The sequence below is a fragment of the Thioalkalivibrio thiocyanoxidans ARh2 genome (assembly GCF_000385215.1).
Taxonomy (GTDB): Bacteria; Pseudomonadota; Gammaproteobacteria; order Ectothiorhodospirales; family Ectothiorhodospiraceae; genus Thioalkalivibrio; species Thioalkalivibrio thiocyanoxidans.
This window is the reverse complement of sequence record NZ_ARQK01000027.1, coordinates 1-24,867: the sequence shown is the minus strand read 5'-3', so window position 1 is coordinate 24,867 and position 24,867 is coordinate 1. Positions and strand designations below refer to the sequence as shown.

At 61.2% G+C, this 24,867-nt stretch carries 23 protein-coding genes and 1 tRNA gene; 21 read left to right on the top strand and 3 right to left on the bottom strand.

The annotated features are described in order from the left end of the window. The 14 genes from rfbB (at position 1) to G372_RS0101275 (ending at position 15,185) form a co-directional block, all read left to right on the top strand. Complete coding sequence (gene rfbB / locus G372_RS0101330) at positions 1–1,110, top strand: dTDP-glucose 4,6-dehydratase (RefSeq protein WP_019624427.1); 1,110 nt, start codon at positions 1–3, stop codon at positions 1,108–1,110. Beyond that, positions 1,073–2,002, top strand: coding sequence for a dTDP-4-dehydrorhamnose reductase (rfbD, locus tag G372_RS0101325; RefSeq protein ID WP_019624426.1), 930 nt, complete (start codon positions 1,073–1,075; stop codon positions 2,000–2,002). Before rfbB ends, rfbD begins: the two co-directional genes overlap by 38 nt. A gap of 42 nt (positions 2,003–2,044) precedes the next feature. After that, positions 2,045–2,989, top strand: a complete 945-nt coding sequence (locus G372_RS0101320) for a class I SAM-dependent methyltransferase (protein ID WP_019624425.1) — start codon at positions 2,045–2,047, stop codon at positions 2,987–2,989. A gap of 30 nt (positions 2,990–3,019) precedes the next feature. After that, complete coding sequence (locus G372_RS0101315) at positions 3,020–3,727, top strand: hypothetical protein (RefSeq protein ID WP_244263177.1); 708 nt, start codon at positions 3,020–3,022, stop codon at positions 3,725–3,727. Between the two features lie 74 nt (positions 3,728–3,801). After that, entirely contained in the window at positions 3,802–4,998 is a 1,197-nt protein-coding gene (locus G372_RS0101310; RefSeq protein WP_244263176.1) for a hypothetical protein, read from the top strand. A 25-nt stretch (positions 4,999–5,023) separates the two neighbouring features. Beyond that, positions 5,024–5,908 (top strand): glucose-1-phosphate thymidylyltransferase RfbA, encoded by an 885-nt coding sequence (rfbA, locus tag G372_RS0101305; protein ID WP_026340404.1) that lies wholly within the window; start codon positions 5,024–5,026, stop codon positions 5,906–5,908. A 55-nt stretch (positions 5,909–5,963) separates the two neighbouring features. Continuing rightward, a complete protein-coding gene (rfbC, locus tag G372_RS0101300) occupies positions 5,964–6,512 on the top strand; it encodes a dTDP-4-dehydrorhamnose 3,5-epimerase (protein ID WP_019624421.1) in 549 nt (182 codons plus the stop codon). A 91-nt stretch (positions 6,513–6,603) separates the two neighbouring features. After that, positions 6,604–8,112, top strand: coding sequence for a glycosyltransferase family protein (locus G372_RS0101295; RefSeq protein WP_019624420.1), 1,509 nt, complete (start codon positions 6,604–6,606; stop codon positions 8,110–8,112). 253 nt (positions 8,113–8,365) lie between these two features. After that, the gene (locus G372_RS13725; RefSeq protein WP_081621279.1) at positions 8,366–10,372 is read left to right on the top strand and encodes a glycosyltransferase; all 2,007 of its coding nucleotides are present in this window, start codon (positions 8,366–8,368) and stop codon (positions 10,370–10,372) included. A 491-nt stretch (positions 10,373–10,863) separates the two neighbouring features. Then, positions 10,864–11,355: a protein kinase family protein gene (locus tag G372_RS14135; RefSeq protein WP_156824353.1), complete on the top strand. Its 492-nt coding sequence runs from the start codon at positions 10,864–10,866 to the stop codon at positions 11,353–11,355. Between the two features lie 247 nt (positions 11,356–11,602). After that, positions 11,603–11,818: a glycosyltransferase gene (locus G372_RS0101290; protein WP_019624419.1), complete on the top strand. Its 216-nt coding sequence runs from the start codon at positions 11,603–11,605 to the stop codon at positions 11,816–11,818. 125 nt (positions 11,819–11,943) lie between these two features. Continuing rightward, entirely contained in the window at positions 11,944–13,353 is a 1,410-nt protein-coding gene (locus G372_RS0101285; RefSeq protein ID WP_019624418.1) for an ATP-binding protein, read from the top strand. 61 nt (positions 13,354–13,414) lie between these two features. Then, positions 13,415–14,224, top strand: a complete 810-nt coding sequence (locus tag G372_RS0101280; protein WP_019624417.1) for a glycosyltransferase family 2 protein — start codon at positions 13,415–13,417, stop codon at positions 14,222–14,224. 13 nt (positions 14,225–14,237) lie between these two features. Next, on the top strand, positions 14,238–15,185 hold the full coding sequence (locus G372_RS0101275; RefSeq protein WP_019624416.1) for an NAD-dependent epimerase/dehydratase family protein: 948 nt from the start codon (positions 14,238–14,240) through the stop codon (positions 15,183–15,185). Positions 15,186–15,321: 136 nt separating this feature from the next. Here G372_RS0101275 and G372_RS0101270 read toward each other — a convergent pair whose 3' ends face one another. Further along, the gene (locus G372_RS0101270) at positions 15,322–15,756 is read right to left on the bottom strand and encodes a type II toxin-antitoxin system VapC family toxin (protein ID WP_019624415.1); all 435 of its coding nucleotides are present in this window, start codon (positions 15,754–15,756) and stop codon (positions 15,322–15,324) included. Further along, entirely contained in the window at positions 15,756–15,992 is a 237-nt protein-coding gene (locus G372_RS0101265) for a type II toxin-antitoxin system Phd/YefM family antitoxin (RefSeq protein ID WP_018865203.1), read from the bottom strand. Before G372_RS0101265 ends, G372_RS0101270 begins: the two co-directional genes overlap by 1 nt. A 326-nt stretch (positions 15,993–16,318) precedes the next feature. On the opposite strand from G372_RS0101265, the gene relB reads away from it, so the two are divergent. The 3 genes from relB (at position 16,319) to G372_RS0101250 (ending at position 17,478) form a co-directional block, all read left to right on the top strand. After that, positions 16,319–16,543 carry a type II toxin-antitoxin system RelB family antitoxin gene (gene relB / locus G372_RS0101260; protein ID WP_018865204.1) on the top strand — a complete coding sequence of 75 codons (225 nt, stop codon included), beginning with the start codon at positions 16,319–16,321 and terminating at the stop codon, positions 16,541–16,543. Then, positions 16,527–16,796 (top strand): type II toxin-antitoxin system RelE family toxin, encoded by a 270-nt coding sequence (locus G372_RS0101255; protein WP_019624414.1) that lies wholly within the window; start codon positions 16,527–16,529, stop codon positions 16,794–16,796. The genes relB and G372_RS0101255 overlap by 17 nt, the downstream gene beginning before the upstream one ends. 250 nt (positions 16,797–17,046) lie before the next feature. Next, on the top strand, positions 17,047–17,478 hold the full coding sequence (locus tag G372_RS0101250; protein ID WP_019624413.1) for a restriction endonuclease: 432 nt from the start codon (positions 17,047–17,049) through the stop codon (positions 17,476–17,478). 279 nt (positions 17,479–17,757) lie between these two features. Here the strand turns inward: G372_RS0101250 and glgB are convergent, their stop codons facing one another. After that, on the bottom strand, positions 17,758–19,968 hold the full coding sequence (glgB, locus tag G372_RS0101245; protein ID WP_026279040.1) for a 1,4-alpha-glucan branching protein GlgB: 2,211 nt from the start codon (positions 19,966–19,968) through the stop codon (positions 17,758–17,760). A 68-nt stretch (positions 19,969–20,036) separates the two neighbouring features. Here glgB and glgC point away from each other — a divergent pair, with 68 nt between their 5' ends. The 4 genes from glgC to G372_RS0101225 all read left to right on the top strand — a co-directional run bounded on the left by glgC (position 20,037) and on the right by G372_RS0101225 (position 24,653). Then, a complete protein-coding gene (gene glgC, locus G372_RS0101240; protein WP_019624412.1) occupies positions 20,037–21,302 on the top strand; it encodes a glucose-1-phosphate adenylyltransferase in 1,266 nt (421 codons plus the stop codon). A 52-nt stretch (positions 21,303–21,354) separates the two neighbouring features. After that, on the top strand, positions 21,355–23,034 hold the full coding sequence (locus G372_RS0101235) for a glycoside hydrolase family 57 protein (RefSeq protein ID WP_019624411.1): 1,680 nt from the start codon (positions 21,355–21,357) through the stop codon (positions 23,032–23,034). After that, positions 23,034–24,503, top strand: coding sequence for a 4-alpha-glucanotransferase (gene malQ / locus G372_RS0101230; RefSeq protein WP_019624410.1), 1,470 nt, complete (start codon positions 23,034–23,036; stop codon positions 24,501–24,503). The genes G372_RS0101235 and malQ overlap by 1 nt, the downstream gene beginning before the upstream one ends. A 60-nt stretch (positions 24,504–24,563) precedes the next feature. Next, a tRNA-Ser gene (locus G372_RS0101225) sits at positions 24,564–24,653 on the top strand. Positions 24,654–24,867: the final 214 nt, after the last annotated feature.

Below are 24,867 nucleotides of genomic sequence, written 5' to 3'. Positions count from 1 at the left end.
ATGCATCGAACGGTTCTTGTTAGCGGTGGTGCGGGCTTTATTGGCTCTGCGGTGATTCGTGAATTGGTCGATCTTTCGTGGGTGGGTGTCGTCAATGTCGACAAACTCACCTATGCAGGGAATTTAGAGTCGCTGAGTTCTATGGCCTCTGATTCAAGATATACGTTCGTTCACGCGGATATCTGTGATGCCGCGACGATGCGGGATGTGTTTCAAACATATCACCCGGACGTGGTGATGCATTTGGCGGCAGAGAGCCACGTAGACCGTTCCATCGATGGGCCTGCCGCATTCATTGAGACCAATATCGTTGGAACATATACTCTTTTAGAGGCGGCACGGGTGTACTGGCAGAATTTGAAAGAGTCTGACCCGGAGAAAGCTAAAAGGTTTCGTTTTCATCATGTCTCGACAGATGAGGTCTACGGGGACCTCCACGGCGGTGAGGACCTCTTTACTGAGACGACGCCATACGCGCCGAGTTCCCCTTATTCGGCGAGCAAGGCCAGCTCCGACCATCTTGTTCGCGCCTGGCAACGGACCTATGGCTTGCCGACGTTGATTACAAACTGCAGTAACAACTACGGCCCCTACCACTTTCCCGAGAAATTGGTTCCTTTGATGATTCTCAATGCGCGGGCGGGCAAGTCGCTTCCGGTGTATGGCAACGGACAGCAGGTGCGCGATTGGTTGTATGTGGAGGACCATGCCCGCGCACTTATCAAGGTGGCTACTGAAGGCGAAGTGGGGGAGACCTATAACATTGGCGGTCATAACGAGGTGACGAACCTCGAGGTGGTGGAGCGTGTCTGCGAGCTACTTGAAGAGTTGGCGCCGGACAAGCCGGACGGGGTGAAGCATTACCGTGACCTGATCACCTTCGTGGCGGACCGGCCGGGCCATGATCTTCGGTACGCTATTGACGCGAGCAAGATTGAGCGGGAGCTTGGCTGGGTACCCAGGGAGACCTTCGATACGGGCCTGAGAAAGACGGTGCAGTGGTATCTCGATAATGGGGACTGGGTCGAGCGCGTGACCAGCGGGGCCTACCGGGATTGGGTGGAAAAGCACTATGGCGGACAAGGGGTGGGCGGGGCAAACCATGGCTGAACAGGCCATTCTGGTGACCGGCTCCAATGGGCAGGTGGGCTGGGAGTTGCAACGGGCCTTGTCTCCACTCGGGCGGCTGGTGTTGCTGGACCGAGCGTGTTGCGATCTCGCCGACCCGGAGGCGCTCCGAGGCTGGATACGGGAGGTACGCCCCGCGGCGATCGTCAACGCAGCCGCGTATACCGCCGTTGACCAAGCGGAGAGCGAATCGGACCTTGCGGCGGCGGTCAACGCACAGGCCGTGCGCATTCTCGCCGAGGAGGCAAAGGCGGTCGGCGCGTGGCTCATCCACTACTCGACGGATTATGTCTTTGACGGTAGCGGCGAACGGCCGTGGCGGGAAGAGGACCCGATTGGGCCGAAGTCGGTTTACGGCGCCACCAAGCTGGAAGGCGAGCAAGCAATCATCGCCAGCGGCGCCGCCGCGCTCATCTTTCGCACCTCCTGGGTGTTTGGGGTGCATGGGCACAACTTTCTCAAGACGATGCTGAAGGTAAGCCGTGAGCGCCCTGAGCTGAAAGTGGTAGCCGACCAGATGGGCGCGCCAACACCGGCGCATCTGATCGCGGACGTGACCGCCCATGCGCTACGGGACGCCTTGAACGGACGTATAGCGCAGCGCGGCGACATCTTTCACTTGGCCCCTAGGGGGGCGACCTCCTGGCATGCCTACGCTGAACTCCTGATCGAACACGCAAAGACGCTTGGTTGGCCCATCAAGACTCGTTCGGTCCACGCGATTACGTCGAGTGAGTGGCCTACGCCCGCGGCAAGGCCCGCCAACTCGCGTCTGGACTGCCGGAAGTTGGAGGCGACGTTTGGCCTTCGGCTTCCCGAATGGGAGGCAGGGGTGAAACGAGTCGTGGAGCAGGTCGTTCAGAAGCCGTTATAGGGCAGGTCGGATAGGAAAACGACAATTGTGAAGGCATGCGCCATGGAAGAGTACCAAAACGACCTGGAAAGATTGTTTTTCGAGAACACAGGGCGCCTGATCCACAAGTGGCGGCATTATTTCGAGATCTATGATCGGCATTTCTCTAGGTTTCGCGGAACGGATGTCCATGTTGTGGAGTTTGGTGTCTCGCAGGGCGGGTCCCTGCAGATGTGGAAAGAGTATTTTGGACCCAAAGCAAAAATAGTCGGCATCGATGTAAATCCGAACTGCAAGGCGCTCGAAGAGGATCAGGTGGAGATCCTTATCGGTGATCAAGAGGACCGGCGGTTTCTTGATTCGGTGAAGGAGCGGATCCCGAGAATTGATATATTGATCGACGACGGCGGCCACACCATGGCACAGCAGATCAATACCTTTGAAGAGCTTTTCCCCGCGATTGACTCTAATGGCGTGTATCTGTGCGAAGACCTCCATACGTCCTATTGGCGGAAGTGGGGTGGAGGATATGGGCGAGCCGGGAGTTTTATTGAATACAGCAAGAACTTCGTTGACCTTTTGCACGCCTGGCATTCGGAAGATGAAGCTAGGCTTGCCGTTACCGATTTCACCAGCTCGGTACATTCGTTGCATTACTATGACAGTATACTCGTAATCGAGAAGCGCCCAGTTGAAAAGCCGTTTCATCTGAAAACGGGGGTAGCGACGATTCCGGCGTACCAGGGTCGCCGATCCGGCCCGGAGGCTTCGACTACTTCAGGTCTCACGTCGCATGATGGGGCCCTGGTAGGCCGTAGGGTGGAAGCATTGGAGCGGGAACTCGTGAAGTGCCAGGACACCAACAAGGCGATAAGAAAACGTTTGCTTGATGCGCAGCGAAGGATCCAGGCGTTCAGGTCGTCGGCTAGCTGGAGGTTCACCGCGCCGGTGCGCCACTTGATGCGTGGCCTTAGAAACGCCGGTGGCCGACTAGTGGCTAGGAAATAGGACGGCGGTTGTGGCGATGGGTTCGGGCACATGAACGACACTTCCAGGCTATACCTGCATGTTGGGACGCACAAGACCGGCACGACATCCATTCAAACGCTCATGGAAGATCGAGTGTCGCTTTTCACAGAAGCAGGAGTCATTCCGCTTCTGACCCCGGACGGAAAGGCAAATCAATATTCGTTAGCTCACAGGTTTATCCGACCGGAAGTCCGTACACCGATGAGGCTACGGCAGGCGAAGCCGGTGGTCGAGAGAGCTGTGCAGGACAAGATGCTCGACCATGTCCGAAAATCTATTGGCGAGTCGCGCTATTCATCGTTCCTTCTGAGTTCAGAAGCGTTCAGCTTCCTAAGAGAGGATAGGGAGCGCAGGGAGCTAGAGGCCACCGTCCTGAAGCTGGTCGATGAGGTGATTCCGATTCTGGTTATGCGAGAGGAGAGAGCTTGGCGTAAGTCGTTCGGGGGTCAAATAAGGAAGATGGGTATTCAGGCGCAATGCGCTGAGCTTGAGGAAGCTGAGCGTCCGGATGGAGTCTGGTATTATGATCGGGAAGCGCTCTTCGAATTCTGGGGTCGGGTGGGCCCTCTGATTACAATTGACTACGATGCCGCGTTGCGGCGCGATGGCGACGTCATACCTTCTTTTCTCGCTGCTGTAGGCATCGGTTCTGCTCGATACTCGGAGCGCGCGATTTGGAAGAATTTGACGAGAGAGCCCGGCTACCCACCTAACTGAAGTCCCGCGTCTGCGCTTACTCGCCTTGGCCCTCGAGTGTGGGTTGGGGGTTCCTTGAAGGTTTGGAGAACGATATGTGCACATTATTTGTTCACCCGGGCCATTTCAAAACAGGGTCAAGCTTCCTCCAGTCGGTGTTCGCCCTGAATGCAGAAGAATTGGAGCGGCAGGGTGTTCAGTATCCGATGCTGGGAAGTATGGGAAAGGCTGCCGATGGACGAATATCGTCGGGTAACGGAAAGCTTCTCGTTGATTCGCGCAAATTTAGTCGCTTGAAATTGAAGGCAGGGGTTAGTGCGCTTTTCAGTAATGAATGGTTATTCGAATGGCTGGGCGAGCCCGATGGGTTAGAGAGGGTCGCGGAGATTGTAGAGGATCTCGGATTCTCCCAAGTCAAGGTATTGTTGTTTATCAGGGATCCGATTGACCATCTTGCGTCGTTCTACCAGCAAATGGTGAAGAGGGGGGGATATTGTGGGTCGATTGACGAGTATGCCCAGACGTTTGATGTGCCGGAGCGAGTAGAACGATTTCTATCGGCCCTCGAGAAGAGTGGATTGAACGCACAGGTAGATGTTCACCACTACGGCCGCGAGAAGGGCGACTTGGTTGGCGTGGTGGAGGCCTGGCTCGGGCTGCCGGGGGAGACGCTTCGTGTCAGGACCGGTGGCTTGGTGAATCGGTCACTGAGTCTGGCAGAGCTGGAGTTTCAAAGAGCGGTGAATGAGTTCTTGGGGCCGTCGGGAGAGCTTGTCGCGGACCCGCTTTGTAATAGCATGCCGCATATCGAGCCGCACTACGTACAGGCGTCACACACAGTGCAGAAAGAACTGCTGGAACGATTGACGCCGGCGATGAAAAAGGTGAATCAAAGAGTGCCGGGTACTGCGGCCTATGAGTGGGATTTTCGGGAGCATGTGGAGGTTGATGCGGATGATGGGAAGTTTCGGCTGGATCAGTCGCAAATAAGGGTGATTGCCGAGGGGCTCGCGAGTGAGATAGGCAGGCTGCGTGATCAGATCGGAGAACTCGACGGGAAGGTGCGCGGGCTGGAAGCCGGGGCGCAGGCCTCGTCGGAGGACATGCGTAGGCTGAAGGCGCGGCTTCGAGCGGAAAAGGAGCGTAGCAGGCGGACCAGGAAGAAGCTTGAGGCAGAGAGGGCGCGCGTGGAGTTGATTCGCGCGTCCAGGAGCTGGCGTCTCACGAGGCCGTTTCGGCTGTTGTGGAGGTCGGTAAGGCGGGTGCGAACCGGCATGCGGAGGGGGAAGTGATGGCGGTCTCGAAGCGAGAGCAGTCATGAAACGGCGTAAAGGTATAATTCTGGCTGGTGGAGCCGGGACTAGGCTTCATCCGGCGACGTTGTCTGTCTCGAAGCAGCTGCTGCCGGTCTATGACAAGCCGATGATCTATTACCCGCTTTGCACGCTGTTGCTGGCCGGGATCCGGGAGATCCTGATCATTTCCACCCCGGAGGATACGCCGCGTTTCGAGCAGATGCTTGGGGATGGCAGTCGGTGGGGGATCGAGCTGGAGTATGCGGTGCAGCCGAGCCCGGATGGGCTGGCCCAGGCCTTCCTGATTGGTGCGGATTTTCTGGGTGTTGACCTGGCTGCGTTGATTTTGGGCGACAACATTTTTTATGGCCATGACTTCCAGCCGTTGCTGGAGCGGGCGGCCGCGCGGCAGGAGGGTGCGAGCGTGTTCGCTTATCACGTGCACGATCCCGAGCGCTACGGCGTGGCGGAGTTCGATGCCGATGGCAAGGTGCTGTCGCTGGAAGAAAAGCCGGCGAACCCGAAGTCGGCTTATGCGGTTACCGGGCTGTACTTCTACGACGAGCAGGTGGTGGAGCGTGCTCGGCGGATTCAGGCGTCGCCACGTGGGGAGCTGGAGATTACCGACCTCAATCGGATGTATCTCGCGGAAGGCACGTTGAGCGTTGAGCTGATGGGGCGCGGGTACGCCTGGCTGGATACCGGCACACACGACAGTCTCCTGGAGGCCTCGCACTTTATTGCAACGCTGGAGCGGCGGCAGGGGTTGAAGGTGGCCTGCCCTGAAGAGGTCGCTTACCGGAAGGGGTGGATCGATGCGGAGCAGCTGGAACGGCTGGCGGCTCCGCTGGCAAAGAATGGGTATGGCCAGTATCTGTTGCGGGTATTGCGAGAACAGGTCGCGTGATATCGGGGCTGCCGCCTGCTCTGTTTGTTTCTACTAAATATCTTTGGGAGGTACCGTGGAGGCACAGCGCCTGGCGATTCCGGATGTGGTGCTCTTCGAGCCGCGTGTCTTTGGCGACGAGCGTGGCTTCTTTTTCGAGTGCTTCAATGCCCGTGCGTTCGAGGACGCGACTGGCCTAGCTCCGACGTTTGTCCAGGACAACCACTCGCGCTCTCAGCGCGGGGTGTTGCGGGGCTTGCATTACCAGCTACCCCCTTGCCCACAAGGGAAGCTGGTGCGCGTGGTGAATGGAGAGGTGTTTGATGTGGCGGTGGACATCCGCCGTTCTTCGCCTACGTTCGGTCGCTGGGTGGGTGCCCGGTTGTCGGCAGAGAACAAGCGCCAGCTGTGGATACCCGAAGGGTTCGCGCACGGCTTTGTCACGCTGAGCGAGTCGGCTGACTTTCTGTACAAGACCTCCGGTTATTACGCGCGGGAACTGGAACGATGCATTGCCTGGGACGATCCCGAGGTGGGCATCGAATGGCCTGTTGACGGCGAACCGGTACTTTCAGCGAAGGATCGCGAAGGTGTGCGTCTTTCTGAGGCGGATGTGTTTTTGTGAACCTCGGTTGTGTAGCTGTCGAGGGAGCGTTGCCGGGAAAGGCTGTCACGGAGTCGGATTGTGCCGTGGCGGTTAGCGGCTGCCGGAACGCATGAAGCTGGCGATCAAGAATCCGGCTCCGGAAGGCTCGAGGCAGACGTTCTGGGGGGACTACTCCTTTGGCGGGTCGCTGAAGCGTGCGCTTGAGGAACTGGGTATTGAAGTGGTGCAGCACTTCTGGCCGGACTGGGATCGGGATGATGGCGAGGACGCCATCCTGGTGCTCCGGGGCAAGCGCTTGTATGTGCCCCCTAGGGATAAGGTCTCGATGCTTTGGGTGATCAGTCATCCGGCGACCGTCTCGTTAGAAGAGTTGAATCGTTATTCCGTCGCCTTTGTTGCGTCGGAGAAGCTGTATTCGACATTCGCCCCGTTGACCTCCACCCCGGTGGAGGTCATGCGTCAATGTACGGATGTGTCTCTGTTTGCACCGCCCGGCTGTACTGTGGAAGAGGACGCGAAGCGCCGAGAAGGCGTGGTCTTCGTGGCAAACAGCCGTGGGGTACGCAGGGACATGCTGCAGTGGTCGTTGGCGGCTGGCCGGCCGCCAAGACTCATTGGCGGGCACTGGGATCAGTTCGGGTTGGCTGAACTGGTGTACCGGGAGCATGTTCGGAACAGCGAGTTGCCGGAGGTCTATCAGGGCGCGAAGGCGAGCCTGAATGATCATTGGGCGGATATGCGCCATTTCGGCATCATCAACAACCGGGTGTTCGACTGCATGGCTTGCGGTGTTCCTGTGGTCACTGACAGCTTTGCGGAATTGGTCTCGGTTGTTGGGGATGCTGCGCTTTATGCGAACAATGCAGACGAGTTGCAGAGTGCGCTGAAGGAGCTGGATGAGTCCTACGCTTCTGTACTCTCGAGAGTCCGGTCGTGGTGGGATCAGCACGGTACTGATTACTCGTTTTCGGCGCGTGCTGAACAAATTCTGCGTGCAATCGTCCGCTTGGAGCCCAAGGGCGCGGAACCTGGAGCTGAAAGGGATACGCCGGACTTCCCGGAGGCGCGCGGCTTCTTTGATGAGCTGCTTCGGCAGAGTGACCTGAAGCGACGCGGGCGCCGGAAGAAGGTAGTGCTGGTGAATCCAACGCAGCCGACCTTGCGGGCGCTGGCCGCGAATGACGATGTGGCTCATGTGAGCGCGGGGTTTGGCGATGGCCCATGGCAGGTCGCGCTGGATGGCCAGGCCTCGCAACTGGAAGGGGCCGCGTTCGACGTGGTCTGGATCGAGCAATTAGGCACCCTCATGAATGATTCCCCAGCGGAGCGCTTGGTGGCAGCTCAGGGCCTCGCGCGCTCGATGTCGATGTTGGGCGTTCTGGGGGTTTCTCCCGATGGCGAGAACGAGCGTGGCCTCGTGGATGCATTGGGCTGGGCAGGACTCGAGACGCTCTGCAATGGCCGCGATGGCACGATCCTGGGGCGGGCGAAGGCCGCCCGAGGTGTTCAGGAACTGGAAGACGTGTCACGGAAGCTTCGGGAATGCGAGCAGCGTTACGAAACCCTGAAGCGCCGATCGTTGAGGCGGCGCCTGGCGAGGCTGTTTTCAAAGGGGTGATCTGCTTGCCATTCCTCTGTTTGTGATTGAAAGAATGTTCCTCGATCGTTGCCTGTGGCAAAGAGCCTGCTAAGCACAAACCCGATAAACGATAAATGGCGACGTTGCGGCTAAGTGCGAAGCCAATACCCGTTCGGTACCGTGCTTTAGGTTCCCGCGCGGCGCCTCCGTCTCTAGGAGACTACGGGCCAGTTCTGAAAGCCAAGCGCATGGTCACGAAGCCGAAAACGAACATCATCGCGCGGAATATTAAATGAATACTCTAGAATTAATACAAAAAAGTCGTTCGCTTCTTCAAGCAGGTCTTCTATCGGAACTTCAGGCCAACGAGCGACAAATCATGGGGGCCTTGAAGAGTGCCCTCCGTTCGAAGGTTGCTCGCTCCCATCCCGCGGAAGTCAGGTATTCGATTGTTGTTGTGACATATTGGTGGGAGGAAAAGACGGTCGAGCTCCTACAGGCACTGGATAGTCTTGCTACCCAGTCTGCGGTTGAGCTTGTCGTAGTTAATAACAAACATGACGCTTTTGCCACGGACGCGCTACACGTTCTGAAGCAAGCGACGGTCATAACGGCACCATGTAATATTGGGCCTTCTAGGGCCCGAAACCTCGGTGCAAATGTTTCTGCTGGTCGATATGTTGTTTTTGTAGATGACGATGGAATCCCAGACGATGGATCGGTTGAGGAACTAGTGCGAGTTACGGCGAGTACCGGCGCCGTTGCCACTAGAGGTCGTATAGTTCCCTTTGATGAAGAATCTCATGTTCCGAAGCATTACGATCTAGGTTCTAATGTCTTCTTGGCGCCGCCCGTCACAGAGGGGTGGACTTGTTGGGATCGGCTGGCATTCCTCGAGTTTGGGGGGTTTAACGGAGCTCTTTACGGTCATGAAGGAATCGAGCTTTGTGGAAGAATGCTTCGGTTCTACGGACCGCACGCATTCCGATACGCATCGCAGGCAATTCTTCGTCATGATTTTGCGCCTAACGATGCCTCACGAAAAAATAAGGACAAGAGGCATCTCGAGGTTGATGAATACCTTTTGAAGGTGGGTCTTAACAAAGACTGGATCGCTCGCCTCTTTCAGAAGTATAACCGTCCGGGTGTACCGAGGCTCCAGGTGGATTGGTTTAACGCAACCATGGGTCGTGATCCGGCTGGGCACAGTGTCTTTGATGCCGGGCCATGGTTGACTGTTTTAACCACAGTCCGCGACGGGGAAGCGTTCATTGAAGATTATGTCCGCAGCTTACGCTTGCAGACGTATAAGAGATTTGAAGTTCTGGTAGTCGATGATGGATCTTCCGACGGTACTGTGGACAGGCTCCGCGAGCTGAATTCCGGTCAGCTTAATATGAGGATAATTGCAAGTGATCGAGTGGGTCGAGCGGAAGCGTTGAACATCGCCGTGAACAACGCCGCGTCGGACATCTGTGTCATCGCAGACGTGGATGACGTGAGCGTTAGTCGTCGACTCGAGTGGACCGCAAGGTTTTTTATGATGTATCCAGCTGCGGCGTGTTTTTCAGGTTATTATTTCTCGGATGTGCTCGACAAAGGGCCCGCAGCACCGCATTTGATCAGTTTCGCGAGTATTCGGACCAGAACGCTCTTTGGGATGCCGGCCCCTTTTCCATCTTTTTCATTTAGAAGAAGCAAGTTTAGTGAAGCCTTCGACTCGTCGTTGACCGCAGGGATTGACTGCGAATGGATACATCGAAACGTTCGGTCGAGTGGCTTGGATGGTGCGCTAGCGGGAGTGCCTTTGGTTTGGTACCGGCTTCATGATCAGCAGATTACAGCTTCGAAATATGCGGAGCAGATCGACGTTAGGAAGGCGGAGACGATTCGAACTCATCGCGCTATTATGGGGGGAGCGACGGATTTGGATGAGTATTACGTCTCGGTACTCCTCGGTACCGAACGGCTGAGTTCAGAGCGTCTGGAAGGGTTCGTGGAGTATATGAGTTGGTTGAGCGGTAGGGTGGGGCACTTAGGGGAAGAGTCATTTGCCGGTTCAGGATGTGTCATTCAGGCAGGGATAGACAAGGCTGTTGCTCCTTTGTTGGGGAACGGCGCGACGTGGCGGAATGAGTCGTTCTTCGGTCGCGGGCGATTCTCATCAGAGCCAATTTCCGCTGGGTTGCTGATGAGATGGGTTTTCCGTGCTGCGGAGATGGCGGTCGGAGGGCAATGGCGGCTACTCGGACGACAGTCTAGGGCGGCCCTTCGCCGAGTTTTGGCCCGGATTAGGTAAGGCGCTTGGAGGTTTGTTTTTTGGAAGGCAAAGTCGCACGGGAAGCGGTTGGCGGTGGGGCCGCCTGTGTTGCAAAGGTGCCCGTGAGGCCCATTGACAGCGGCGGTTGGTTCCGACCGGGTGAGAAAACGCGGGCGTGCAATTGGATGCATGGGAAATGCGTTGGCGATGTTGATGGAATTTGCTGGAAGGGCCCAGCCGGTCCTGCGACGATGCATTGCGTGGATAGGGGCGCGAAGGCTATGAGGAACCTAAAGAGGAGAGCAACTGTAGCGGTCTCGAATTGGTCTAGGGTCGCGAGGCAGAAGGTTGTAGACTGCTTTCCCCTCCATGGCTCGGCACTGCGGAAGGATAATGAGAAGTTAGTGAAGAGATTGGCGGTGGCCGAGCGATCGCTTAATTATGCCTTCGAGAAGGGTTTCAGGTCGTATATTCGTCAAGTTGTTCTTCCTAGGGCTCGGGAGGTCCAAGAAGGTGATATGGAATGTCGTGTGTATACCAAGCAATTTCGCACTCGTTTTCAGAATTGGAATGGGATGACAGCGTACCAAAATTTCATTCTAGAGCTTGACTGCATGTCACGTATAAATCGGGTGCTTGAGACTGGTGATATTCGGCGGCACTTTCCGAGGTTGGTCCAGTTTGATGTTAAGTCGTTAACAGTTACATATTCGTACGAGGGTGTCGGTGTCAATAATCTTCAGGAATCGGTTGTTGTTCCGCGCGTATGGGAGCAACTAGACGAAATTGATCGGACGTTTAAGAGGGCGCGGGTAGTTCATCTGGATATGCATCGAAGTGGCAAGAATTTGCTAGTTGGGAGTAAGGGGAATATTACAGTGATTGATTTCGATGTCGCCCAAGCGGGTGGGCTTAGTTTTAATTGGTCGATTGATAAACGAATTGAGAGTGGGAAGCTGGTGGCATCCAAGGCGAACATGTTTGACATCCTCGCTTCCCATCGCTATGTGCGGCTCGGATGAAGGGGGCTGTTTGTCAGAAGCGCGTATCCGTAGGCGTGTGGAATGATTCCGTGTGTGTCGAGGGCTGTCGGCGGTGTCCACAAGGGTGATACTTGGATTTGTCGCGGTTAGGTGTGCGAGGCATGGCTGTTAGGGTGGTTAAGGCGCTTATTAGTGGTTAAGGCGCTTATTAGGGGTGAGTGTCTTGGTTACGAACGGCAAGGGAATTACGGTCAGTTGTGGCACGGTAGATGGTTGAGCAGGGGTTATGGTGGGCGATCCAGCAGTCTCGGTTGTGATGCCGGTCTGCAATTCGGGTAGGTTCGTGGAGGCGAGCATTTGGTCGGTGATGGCGCAGACGTTTGCCGATTGGGAGCTGGTGGTGGTGGATGATGCCTCCACGGATGGCTCCGTGGCGCGGGTGGAGACCAGGCGGCGGGCCTTTTTGCGTGGATCAGGGCAGGACGTGTACGAGGGCTCGTAAGTGGCTGTGTTGATGAGGTGAATCGATCCGCGTAACTTAGGGTAAGAAGTTTTACCTTAAGGTGTGTCCGAGTGGCGGAATCCGGAGAGTGGACGTTCTACGGTCGGCAGACGGAGCTGGGCCAGTTGCAGGAGGCCCTGTCGCGGAGGCGCTGGTTCTTTCTGCAGATTTCCGGACGACGCCGGATTGGCAAGACGACGCTGATTCAACAGGCACTGCAGACGGCGGGCGTCTCGAAGACGCTGTACATCCAGATTCCGGATTCGGACCCGGCGGGGGTAGTCGCGGCTTGCAATGGCTACCTGGAGACGTTTGGGCTGGAGGAGCGTGTCCATAGTCTGGGCGAGCTGGCCCGCTTGATCGCGAGTCTGGCGGAGTCGGGGTATGTGGTGGCGCTGGATGAGTTCCAGTACTTCCATCGAAAGCCGCTGTTCGACTTCTGCTCGCTCCTGCAGGCGGAGGTGGACCGGCTGAGCGCCCGGGCGGGGCAGGTGCCTGGCGGATTGATTGTGCTGGGGTCGCTGCATGCGGAGATGACGGCGCTGCTGGATGACCGGCAGGCGCCGCTGTTCAACCGGGCCACGGACACGCTCGAGCTGGGGCATCTGGATATCGGCTCGGTGCTGGAGATTCTGCGCGCGCATGCGGACGAGGACCCCGAACGCCTGCTCTTCCTCTGGAACCTGTTCGAGGGGGTGCCGAAGTTCTACCGGGATGCCTACGAGCAGGGTGTGCTGGATGCGGATCGCGAGACGGTGCTGCGCAAGCTGTTCTTCTCCAGTTCGTCGCCGCTGCGTAACGAAGCGGATAACTGGTTCCTGCGCGAGCTGCGGGGGCGCTACGACATGGTGCTGCAGTTTCTGGCATCGCATCCTGGTTGCAACAACGCGGCGATCGAGGCCCACCTGGCGGAGGTCTCCGGCCCGGGAGAGGCACGACAGGTGGGCGGGCATCTGAAGATCCTCAGCGAGCGGTACCGGATGATCGAGCGACGACTGCCGATCTTTGCGCGACCGAAGGCTCGCAGCGGGCGCTATTACATTCGCGACAATTTCCTGCGCGCGTGGCTGTCGGCGCTGCAGAAGCCGGTTTCGGCCTCGGCCTTTCGGCCGCTGGACATGCTCGTGTCCCGTGCCGACGAACGTTTGCGCGAGGTGGAAGGCTATGCCCTGGAGGATCTGGTGGCGCAGCTTTATGAGGAGCGCAGTCGCCTGGGTCTGGGGGACTTTGCGTTGTCCGAACGGATTCGGGGGTACTGGGATCGCTCGGACGTGGAGATTGATTTGGTGGCGGTCTCGGAGGATCAGAGCGCTATTCGGTTCGGCTCCTGCAAACGGCAGGGCGAGAAGCTGGCCAGGTCCATTCCGGCTCTGCAGGCCGCGGCGGGCCGGTTCCTGAGCGCTCATAAGGCCTACCAGGGCTGGAATGTGGAATACGTGGCGATTGCGCCCGGAATCACCGAAGCGGAGGCCGAGGAGATCCGGGGCCAGGGGGCGATTCCGCAGAGCCTTGGGGAACTCTGTGATGGGTTGTGATCCGTCCACAGGTGGGAGCATGTCTCCGGCGGATTTGTCCACACCGCTGGTTTCTGTGGTGATGCCGCTGCACAACGCGGCTGATCGGGTGATGGAAGGCGTGCGCTCGGTGCAGGGCCAGTCGCTGGCGGATTGGGAGCTGCTGGTGGTGGACGATGCCTCCACGGATGACTCGGGGGCGCGGGTGGAGGCGCTGGCGGCACAGGATGCGCGCATTCGGGTGTTGCGGCTGGAGCGTAACGGTGGGCCGGCGGTGGCGCGCAATACGGGCATTCGCGCGGCGCGCGGGCGCTATATCGCGTTTCTGGACAGCGATGATGCCTGGGCCCCGGATAAGCTGGCGCGGCAGGTGGCGTTGATGGAGCGAGGTGTGGTGTTCAGCTTTACGGCGATGGAGCGGTTCGACGAGCAGGGGCGGCGGTTGTCTGCGGCGGGGGTGCCGGATCGCGTCGCGTACGACGACCTGCTGAAGACGAACTATGTGGGCTGTTCGACCGCGATGTATGACACGCGGTATTTCGGCAAGGTGGAGATGCCGCTGATTGATCGGCGCCAGGACTACGGGCTGTGGCTGCGACTGCTGAAGCAGGCGGAGTTTGGCCATGGGCTGAATGAGCCGCTGGTTCGGTATACGGTTCGGTCGGGGTCGGTTTCTTCCAACAAGCTGACGACGGCGGGCTACACGTGGCGGGTGTATCGGGAGCTTGAGGGGTTTTCGAGGGTTCGATCGGCCTACTGTCTGGCGCATCAGACGGGGCGGGCCGCGGTCCGGAATCGTTTGCCCGGACTGGCCCGGCGATTGGGGTGGTTGCATCCCGTGAAGGGGGTTGCGGAGGTGGATAGCCACGGGCCTTTCGGGTCCTCGCAATGACGGGTGGTGCGGGATGACGGGGCGAGTGCTTGTCACGGGTGCGAGCGGCTTTGTCGGATCGGCGCTGGTGAATCGCCTGGAGCGGGACGGTCGCTGGGAGTCGCGCGCCGGCTCGCGGCGGGGTGGGGCGTTGTCGCGTGGCGCGGAATGGGTTGTTACGCCTTCGCTGGAAGCGGGCGCGGATTGGAGCGGGGCGCTGCAAGGGGTGAGCGCAGTGGTCCACGCGGCGGCCCGGGCGCATGTGCTGGATGAGGCAGCTGATGATCCTTTGACCGAGTTTCGCCGGTGCAATGTCGACGGGACGCTGGAGCTGGCGAGGCAGGCAGCGCAGACCGGTGTGCGGCGGTTTGTTTTTCTGAGTTCGATTGGTGTGTTGGGGCGCTCGAGTGAGCGCCCTTTTCGTGTTGATGATCCGCCGGCCCCGGAGGACGACTATGCGGTATCCAAGTGGGAGGCGGAGCAGGGGCTTGAGGAGCTGGGCCGAGAGACGGGGATGGAGGTGGTGGTTGTTCGGCCGCCGCTTGTCTACGGGCCGAACGCGCCAGGGAACTTTGGCAAGTTGATGGAATGGGTGGCGCGGGGTGTGCCGCTGCCGCTGGGGGCGGTGGACAATCGGCGTTCGCTGGTGGGGCTGGATAACCTGGTGGATCTGCTGGTGACGTGCCTGGAGCATCCGGCGGCGGCGAATCGGGTGTTTCTGGCGGGGGATGCGGAGGATCTTTCCACCACCGATCTGTTGCGGCGGGTGGCGGTGGCGATGGGGCGGCGGGCGCGGTTGGTGCCGGTGCCGCCGGGGCTGTTGCGTGCCGGGGCGCGTGTGGTGGGGCGTGGGGAGATGGCGCGGCGGCTGCTGGATTCGTTGCAGGTGGATATTTCGCATACGCGGGAGACGCTGGGGTGGGAGCCTCCTGTGAGTGTGGATGAGGGGTTGCGGCGGGCGGTTGTGCCGTTGGTTGGGTAGGGTTGGTGGTTTTTCGAGTTTGGCGGGGGCTTCGCGGGCGAGCCCGCTCCCACAGGGGGTGGCAGTCGGTGTAGGAGGCCAGCCCTCTGGCCGATGGGGTTGCCAGGCGTGGGTGATCGGCCAGGGGGCTGGCCTCCTACAGGGGATCGAGATCGGAGAATGTAGGGACGCCGAAAAATTCTGCGGATGCCAGGAGTGCCTGATCGAGGGTTAGTAATGGGGCCTCGCTGGCCTCGGCGCACGCTAGATGCAGGGCGTCCAGCGTCCTCAGGCTTGTACGGCGTGTGAGCAGCCAGTGCATGGCTCGGTCAAAGACGCTTGGGTCCAGCGAAACGAGGCGAAAACGCCCCTCGCGAACGTCTTCGTGAAAGGCCGACTCGATCCGGTTGGCCTGGGCCTCGTCCAATTCACCCGTGCGGACCCACCGGGCCAGTGCCGAAGCAAACTCGACACGCACCAGCTCACTGATGACGGGCGGCTGGCGCTGTGCAAGGTAGAGTTGTTCGATGGTGTCACTGGCGGGTTCGCTGCGGTAAAACGGCAGGACTGCACTGGTGTCTGCGTAGAACATCAGTAGCGCTCGGTATCCCGCAGGGTGCGAACCGTATCGACGGACGCCTCCTGCATGGCCGGCACGCTCTGCCGCAAGTCTGCACGGGAACGAAACCCCGGGGGCTCTCCCGCGGGCCGTACCACGCGTGCGACGGGCCGACCCCGACGCAGGATGCAGACCTCCTCGCCTCGTTCCACCTCTTTCAGGATGCTCGAGAGCTGTTCGCGCGCATCGCGGACGTTGACCTCTTTCATGTCGCTCCAGATTTCAATGTGTACACATAAACTGTACACAAAATCCGGTTCAGGGCAAGCGACGAGAAGCTGGCTCGCCGCGAAATGCCTGCGCGCGTCGGTTGTGGTTAGGAGGCTTCGCGGCCAAGGCCGCTCCCACAGGGTGTAGCATTCGGTGTAGGAGGCCAGCCCTCTGGCCGATGGGGCCTATCCCACACCCCATCGGCCAGAGGGCTGGCCTCCTACAGGGATGGGGTTGGGCTGGCGTGGGTGATCGGCCAGGGGGCTGGCCTCCTACAAGGGAGGGGTTTGCTATACTTGTATAGCAATTGTCTGGAGGAAGAAACATGTTGGCTTTGCGTTTGCCTGAAGATGTCGAGAAGCGTCTGGCCGCCCTGGCGAAAGCGACGGGGCGCAGCAAAAGCTTTTATGCGCGCGAAGCGATCGTGCAGCACCTTGAGGATCTCGAAGACATTTATTTGGCCGAGCAGCGCCTGATTGACCACCGCAAGGGAAGCGGAGAAACGGTCTCCATGGATGAGATGAAGCGTCGACTTGAGCTGGACGATTGAGTTCGACAAACGCGTAGAGAAGGACCTGCGAGCGCTCGATAAGCAGGCAGTAAACCGCATTCTGAAGTATCTGGCCGAGCGGCTGGCGCCTGCGGACGATCCTCGCCGGTTCGGTAAACCGCCTTCTGGGGAGTTGGGCGAGTATTGGCGGTATCGAGTGGGGCCCTACCGCGTGCTGGCCACCATCGAGGACGAAGCGCTGCGGATACTCGTCGTCCGGGTAGCACACCGGAACAGTGTTTACCGACAGTAGCGCATTGGGCTTGGTGTGAATTTCGGTTTCTGTCGTTTCCTTCCGAATGAAAGGCGTATCGCGCACGGGCCGCGTCGTGCCGTGCCTCTACAGCCGGGTGTTCGGTGTAGGAGGCCAGCCCTCTGGCCGATCACCCACGCCAGTTCAATGCCCCATCGGCCAGGGGGCTGGTCTCCTACGGGGATGGGTGGGTGGTTTTGTGATGGGGTTTGGATTAGCGTGCGGGGAATTGTGAACCGGGGAGGTTGTGATGGACGAGTGGGCCGACCGGCTGGCGGGGTTGGGGACCGCGAGTATTGGGCGCGTGGTCGAAGGCTTGTTGCGCGGGATGGGGTATGTGCTGGTGGATGCGCCGGCGGATGGTCGCGATGTGTGGCAGGAGTATGTGGTGGCCCCGGCGCGGGGTGGCGACGATGCGCCGCGTCTGATTGTGGGGGTGGCGCGTGATCGTGACAGCGAGGTGGAGCCGACGGAGCTGGAGGCCTTTGCCGCGGGGCGCGAGGGTAGCGATCGCGGGATGTATGTGAGCCTGGCCGGGTTTGCCCCGGAGGCGCGCGAGCAGGCGGCGGAGCTGGCGATGCCGGTGATCCTGCTGGAGCCGGCGGATCTGGCGGAGCGGCTGCGCAGCCACTGGGGTGCGCTGGATGGCGAGACGCAGGCGCTGGTCGAGGGGCGTAGCTAGCGATTCGCGTGTTCTGTGTCGAGTGTGAAGAGGGCCTGTCCTGCTGGGATGGGCCCTTTTTTGTTGGGCGGGTTTGGGGGTGGTCGGGCGTGGGTATCGCCGAGGGGGCTCGGCTCCTACAGGGGCGGGGCGGCGCCATGTAGGTGGGTAGCGTTTTAGCCGATGGGGTTATGTCCGGCGCCGCATCGCGCAGGGGGCTGCGCTCCTACAACGAGCCGACACCTCCTGTAGGAGGCCAGCCCTCTGGCCGATTTGGGGCTGTCTGGTAGTCGTGCGTGATCAATCGGCGGGCTCCAGGAGGAGGGCGGTCAGGGGCGGCAGGTGGAGGTAGAGGGTGGCGGGGTGGCCGTTGCGCTCGATGGGTTCGGCGTGGGCGTGGGCGGGGCCGCGGGAGTCGCCGCCGTAGGCCTGGGCGTCGGTGTTGAGGACGACGCGCCACGGGCCGGGGCGCGGGGCGGGCACCGGGTGGGCGCCGCGTTCGATGGGGGTGAGGTTGAGCACGACGACGCATTCCCGGCCGTGGTTGTCGCGGCGCAGGAAGCTGAGGGTGGAGTGCGAGGCGTCGTTGCAGTCCAGCCAGGAGAAGCCGTCGGGCTCGAATTCGCGGCCGTGCAGGGCGGCGTGGTCGCGGTAGACGCGGTTGAGGTCGCGCACGAGCTGCTGCAGGCCCTGGTGCAGCGGGTATTGCAGGACGTACCAGTCCAGTTCGCGGTCCTCGGACCACTCGGGGCCCTGGCCGAATTCCTGGCCCATGAACAGGAGCTTCTTGCCGGGGTAGAGCCACTGCCAGGCATAGAGCAGGCGCAGGTTGGCGTGTTGCTCCCATTCGTTGCCGGGCATGCGGCCGCGCAGGCTGCGTTTGCCGTGCACGACTTCGTCGTGGGAGAAGGGCAGGACGAAGTTCTCGCTGTAGGCGTAGATCTGGCCGAAGGTGAGCTGGTTGTGGTGGTAGTGGCGGTAGATCGGGTCCATGCCGAAGTAGGTCAGGGTGTCGTGCATCCAGCCCATGTTCCATTTCATGGTGAAGCCGAGCCCGCCCATGGACGGCGGGCGGCTGACGCCGGGCCAGGCGGTGGATTCCTCGGCGATCATCACCACGCCCGGGTGTGTGGTCTGCACGGTCTCGTTCAGGTGACGCAGAAAGTCGATCGCCTCCAGGTTTTCGTTGCCGCCGTGGATGTTGGGCAGCCAGTCGTGCGGTTCGCGGTCATAGTCGCGGTAGAGCATGGAGGCGACGGCGTCGACGCGCAGGCCGTCGATGTGGAAGTCCTCGACCCAGCACAGCGCGCTGGAGAGCAGGAAGTTGCGCACCTCGGGCCGGGAGTAGTTGAAGATCAGCGTGCCCCAGCCGCGGTGTTCGCCGATGCGCGGGTCTTCGTGTTCGTACAGCGCGGTGCCGTCGAACCGGGCGAGCGCGAACTCGTCGCGCGGGAAGTGGCCGGGGACCCAGTCGAGCAGAACGCCGAGCCCGGCCTGGTGGGCCTGGTCGACGAAGTAGCGAAAGTCGTCCGGGTCGCCAAAGCGGGAGGTGGGGGCAAAAAAGCCGGTGCTCTGATAGCCCCAGGAGCCGTCGAACGGGTGTTCGGTGATCGGCAGCAGCTCGAGATGGGTGAAGCCCATGTCGCGGGCATAGGGCACGAGGCGTTCGGCCAGCTCGCGGTAGTTGGGCCACTGGCCCTCGGGGCTGCGCTGCCAGGAGCCCAGGTGCACCTCGTAGATGCTCATCGGGCGGTGTTTCCAGCCCTCGGGGTCACGGTTGTGCAGCCAGTCCTCGTCGCCCCAGGTGTAGTCGCTTTGCGGCTGGATGCGGGCGGCTGTGTCCGGGCGCAGCTGGTAGGCGCGGGCGTAGGGGTCGGTGCGGACGTGGATGGTGCCGTGGTCGCGGTTGCGGATCTCGAATTTGTAGAGCGTGTCGTGGTCCAACCCGGGAATGAAAAGCTCCCAGATCCCGCTGCCCGGGTGCACGGTCATCGGGTGGCAGCGGCCGTCCCAGCGGTTGAAGTCGCCGACGACCGAGGCGCGTTCGGCGTTCGGCGCCCAGACGGCGAAGCGCACACCGTCGATACCATCGCGGGTCTGCGGGTGGGCGCCGAGTATCCGGTGGGCGTGCCAGTGGCGGCCTTCGGAAAACAGGTGGCGGTCGAACCCGGGGATGTCCGGGGCGAAGCTCCAGGGGTCGATGGTGCGTAAGGTGTCCGTGCCGCCCTCGGGGGTCCAGTGGAGCTCCGGGTGTGCGGGGAGGGCATCGCCCTGGCCCTGCCAGGTGAAGAGTCCGGGGATTCTGGTACTCGCGACGAGCGGCAGGTTGGGCCCTTCTGAAAGTGTGATCCAGACCTCACTCGCATGCGGCAGCCAGGCACGGTAGCAGGCAGTCTCTTGATCCAGCGCATGGAGCCCCAGGACGCTGTGCGGATCATGGAGGCGGGCCTCCGGCAAACGCGCCAGGGTATCGGCGACGGGTGTGATGCATTTGCTGGATGCTGTTGTCATACTCGAATCACACTCTGTGTTGGGTTGGGCCCACGGCCCCGATTGGTCTTTAACGCAAGGATGGGTGCATGAATCCGCAACCGCAACGTTTTGTTAGCCGTCTGACTCGCGAGACTCTGGCCCTGATCCTTGCCGGTGGGCGGGGTTCGCGGCTGAAGCAGCTGACGCTCTGGCGGGCCAAGCCGGCCGTGCCGTTTGGCGGCAAATTCCGCATCATCGACTTCCCCTTGTCCAACTGTATCAACTCGGGCATCCGTCAGGTCGCAGTGCTGACGCAGTACAAGGCGCATTCGCTGATCCAGCATATCCAGCGCGGCTGGAGCTTCCTGCGCGGGGAGTTCGGCGAGTTCATCGAGCTGCTGCCGGCGCAGCAGCGCATCGAGACATCCTGGTACCAGGGGACGGCGGACGCGGTCTATCAGAACATCGACATCATCCGGCAGCACGAGCCGCGGTATGTGCTGATCCTGGCCGGCGACCATATCTACAAGATGGACTACGGGCAGATGATCGCCTTCCACGTGGAGAGCGGCGCGGACATGACGGTCGGTTGCCTGGAGGTGGAGCGCGACCGGGCGAAGGCGTTCGGGGTGATGGGGGTGGATGCCGCCGGCCGCATCACCTCGTTTGCGGAGAAGCCGGAGGACCCTCCGAGCATCCCGGGCAAGAGCACGCACTCGCTGGCCTCGATGGGGATCTATGTGGTCAACAGGGATTTCCTGTTCGAGCAGCTGATCAAGGATGCGGACGACACGTTCTCCACACATGACTTCGGCAAGGACATCATCCCCGGCATCATCGAGCGCTATCAGGTGATGGCCTATCCGTTCCGCGACGAACAGGGCGTGCGCCAGGGCTACTGGCGCGATGTGGGGACGATCGACTCCTACTGGCAGGCGAACCTCGAGCTGATCGGCGTGACGCCGGAGCTGAACCTGTACGACTCCGACTGGCCGATCTGGACCTACCAGGAGCAGCTGCCGCCGGCCAAGTTCGTGTTTGACGACGACGACCGGCGCGGCATGGCGATCGACTCCATGGTCTCGGGCGGATGCATCATCTCGGGCAGTACGATCCGCCACTCGCTGTTGTTCTCCAACGTGCAGGTGAATGCCGGATCGACGATGGAGGACTCGGTGATCCTGCCCAGCGTGACGGTGGGTGAGGACTGCGTGATCCAGAAGGCGGTGATCGACAAGGGCTGCAAGATACCGGACGGGACCCAGATCGGCGTGGATGACGAGGCAGACGCCCGTGACTATTACATCTCGCCCGAAGGCGTGCGGGTGATAACGCCCGAGATGCTCGGGCAGGCCACACACCATGTGCGCTAGAACCGCTCTGGTGCCTACCCCACCCAAGCTCGATGTGGTGCTGTGCTGGCACATGCACCAGCCGCAGTATTTCGAGAGCGGGGCCGGTGAATACGCCCTGCCCTGGACGTACCTCCATGCCCTGAAGGACTACACGGACATGGCCGCCCACCTGGAGGCCTGCCCGAAGGCGCGCGCGGTGGTCAACTTTGCACCGATCCTGCTGGAGCAGCTGGCGGACTATGGCGAGCGCCTTGATGCCTGCGTGCGCGAGCACCGGCCGGTGGGCGATCCGGTGCTGGATCTGCTGCACATGGATGTGGTGCCGACGGATCCGGCGCAGCGCCAGGAGATTCTGCGGGTGTGCCTGCGGGCGCATGCCCCGCGCATGATCGAGCCGTTTCCGCTGTTCCAGCGCCTCGCCGATATCGCCCGCAAGGCGCTGGAGGAACCGCTGCTTCTGGGGCATCTGGACGCGCGCTTCTTCCAGGATCTGGCGACCTGCTACCACCTGGCGTGGCTGGGCGAGACGATCCGGCGCGCCTACCCCGAGGTGCAGGGCTGGCTGAAGACCGACACCAACTTTGCGCCCGGCATGCGCCAGCGTCTGCTGACCCTCATCCGCGACGAGGTGAAGGGCATCCTGCCGCGCTATCGCGAGCTGGCGGACAGCGGCCGGGTGGAGCTCGCGTTCAGCCCGTATGCGCACCCGATCATGCCGCTGATGATCGATCTGGCCTCTGCCCGCGAGGCCATGCCGGAGATGGAGCTGCCCGCAGCCCCTGCCTATCCCGACGGCGAGGCCCGCGTGCGCTGGCATATCGAGCGCGGCCTGGAGGTGTTCGAGAAGCATTTCGGCTTTCGCCCGCGCGGGTGCTGGCCGTCCGAAGGGAGCCTGAGCGAGGCCACTATCCGCTTGCTGGATGAGTACAAGCTGTGCTGGACGGCCAGTGGCCAGACCGTGCTCGCCAACAGCCTGGCGGCCGCGGGCGAAACGGCCGAGTCCAATACGGGGTCGGCCGAGGAGGAGGGCTGGCTGCACCGGCCCTATCAGCTCAAAGGAAGCAAGATCGAGCTGTTCTTCCGCGATGACGGGCTGTCCGATGCCATCGGCTTCCAGTATGCGGAGTGGCATGCGGATGACGCGGTAGGTGATTTCATCCATCACCTGGAGAACATCGCCGCCGTATCGCCGAAGGGTGGGGTGGTTTCGGTGGTCCTGGATGGCGAGAACGCCTGGGAGTACTACCCGGAGAACGGCTACTATTTCCTGAGCGCGCTGTACGAGCGTCTCGCGAATCACACCGGCCTGAATCTCTGTACCTTTTACGATATCTGCCGGCGCAGTGGAAAGGGGCGCGACCGGGGCGAGTTGCCAGAGCTGGTCGCCGGTAGTTGGGTATACGGCACGTTCTCCACCTGGATCGGCGATCCGGACAAGAACCGGGGGTGGGACAGTCTGATCGAGGCCCGCGAGGCCGTTGACCAGGCGGTGGACGAGGACCCCTCGCTGGACACGCCGGAATTGCGCGAGCAGCTGGCCATCTGCGAAGGCTCGGACTGGTGCTGGTGGTTCGGGGAGTACAATCCCGCCGGTTCGGTCAGTGACTTCGAGCAGCTTTATCGCCGGCACTTGGCGCGGCTTTATCAGCTTGCCAATCTCAACGTTCCCGAGTCCCTTGGAGAGGTGCTGTCCGTTGGCAGTGGCGATCCGGCTGCCGGTGGCACGATGCGCATGGGCCAGACGGGCTGATGGTTGGCGAGAAACACGCCAACCCCCTGATGCAGAGGCGACGAGCGGGGGTGCTGCTGCATCCTACCTCGTTGCCCGGCTCCGAGCCGGTCGGGACCCTGGGGGGCGAAGCCTACGCCTTCCTCGACTGGGCGCGTCGGGCGGGCTTCACTCTCTGGCAGATATTGCCGTTGCACCCGCCGCATGATGATGGCTCGCCCTACGCGAGCATCTCTGCCTTTGCCGGCGATACGCGCCTGATCGATCCCCGGCTGCTGGCCGAGCGTGTGGGACTCTCGGCGGACAGCGGCACCGGGGCGGCGATGCTGGCGCGGGCGCATGCCCGGTTGCATGACACGCCCGCGGTCTGGCGGGAGGCCTATCAACGATTCTGTCAGGAGCAGGGCTCCGTCTGGCTGGATGACTATGCCCGCTTCGTGGTGATCCGGGCACGGGAGGAAGGACGGCCCTGGTGGGAGTGGTCGCCGGATCTGCGTGATCGCGACCCGGACGCACTGGAACGGCTCGATGCCGAGGCGCAGGACGAGCTGGAACGGGTGCGCTTTGCCCAGTTCGTGTTTTTCGACCAGTGGCACGACCTGCGCCGCCAGGCGAAGGATCTGGATATTCTGATCCTGGGTGACATGCCGATCTTCGTGGCGCACGACTCGGCCGATGTCTGGGCGCATCGCGACCTGTTCGACCTGGACGAGACCGGGCATCCGCTAACCGTCGCGGGCGTGCCCCCCGACTACTTCTCCGCGACCGGGCAACGCTGGGGCAATCCCCAGTATCGCTGGGACCGGCTGGAGGCCACCGGTTACCGCTGGTGGATCGAGCGCATGCGCTGGGCGCTGGAGACGGCGGACGCAGTACGCATCGACCATTTCCGCGGGTTCGAGGCGAGCTGGGGGATCCCGGCCGAGGAGCCCGACGCGACCAACGGCCGCTGGGTGCCGGGCCCGGGCGAGCCGTTCTTCCGGCATCTGCAGGACGAGCTGGGCACGCTACCGCTGCTGGCCGAGGACCTCGGCGTGATCACGCCCGAAGTCACGGCGCTGCGTGACCATTTCGACCTGCCGGGCATGCGCATCCTGCAGTTCGCCTTCGAGGGCGGCGAGGACAACCCGTACCTTCCGGCCAACCATGACGAAGCCAGTGCCGTCTACACCGGCACACATGACAACGACACCACCCTTGGCTGGTTTCACTCGCTCACGCCGGAAATGCAGGAGCATGTCGTCAATACGCTGAACGAGGGTGCGGCCGAGGAAATGCCGTGGCCGATGATCCGCGCCGCTTATCGCTCGGTGGCCCAGCTGGCGATCCTGCCCATGCAGGACGCACTGGCCCTGGACACGCGGGCCCGCATGAACCGCCCCGGCACCATGGAAAATGGGAACTGGCTGTGGCGCTTTTCGTGGCGGCAGGTGCCCGATGACCGGGCAGCAGAACTGCGACGGCTCGCCGAGGAGGCCCAGCGTTTGTGAAGGACGGAATGGGCCGGCCCATTGTCAGCCTGCCCCGCATCCCGGAGAATGCCGGCCACCGGAGGGGTGGCAGAGTGGTTGAATGCACCGGTCTTGAAAACCGGCAGGGATTCACGTCCCTCGTGGGTTCAAATCCCACCCCCTCCGCCATTTCCCTGTTTCTTCACGCACGCACGCACGCGCCAGCGCGTCGCGGGATCGAGTGCGACACTCGTAGGGTGCTGTTGAGCGCCGCGAAACGCACCATCCCCTGCGCCGAGCGAACCCCCGATGCGATTCGCTGCGCTCATCACATCCTTGTGTCTTGCGGTTCACGGATCGCTACCATGGACCGCACCGGACTCGGGGTAACCCGATCGCATCC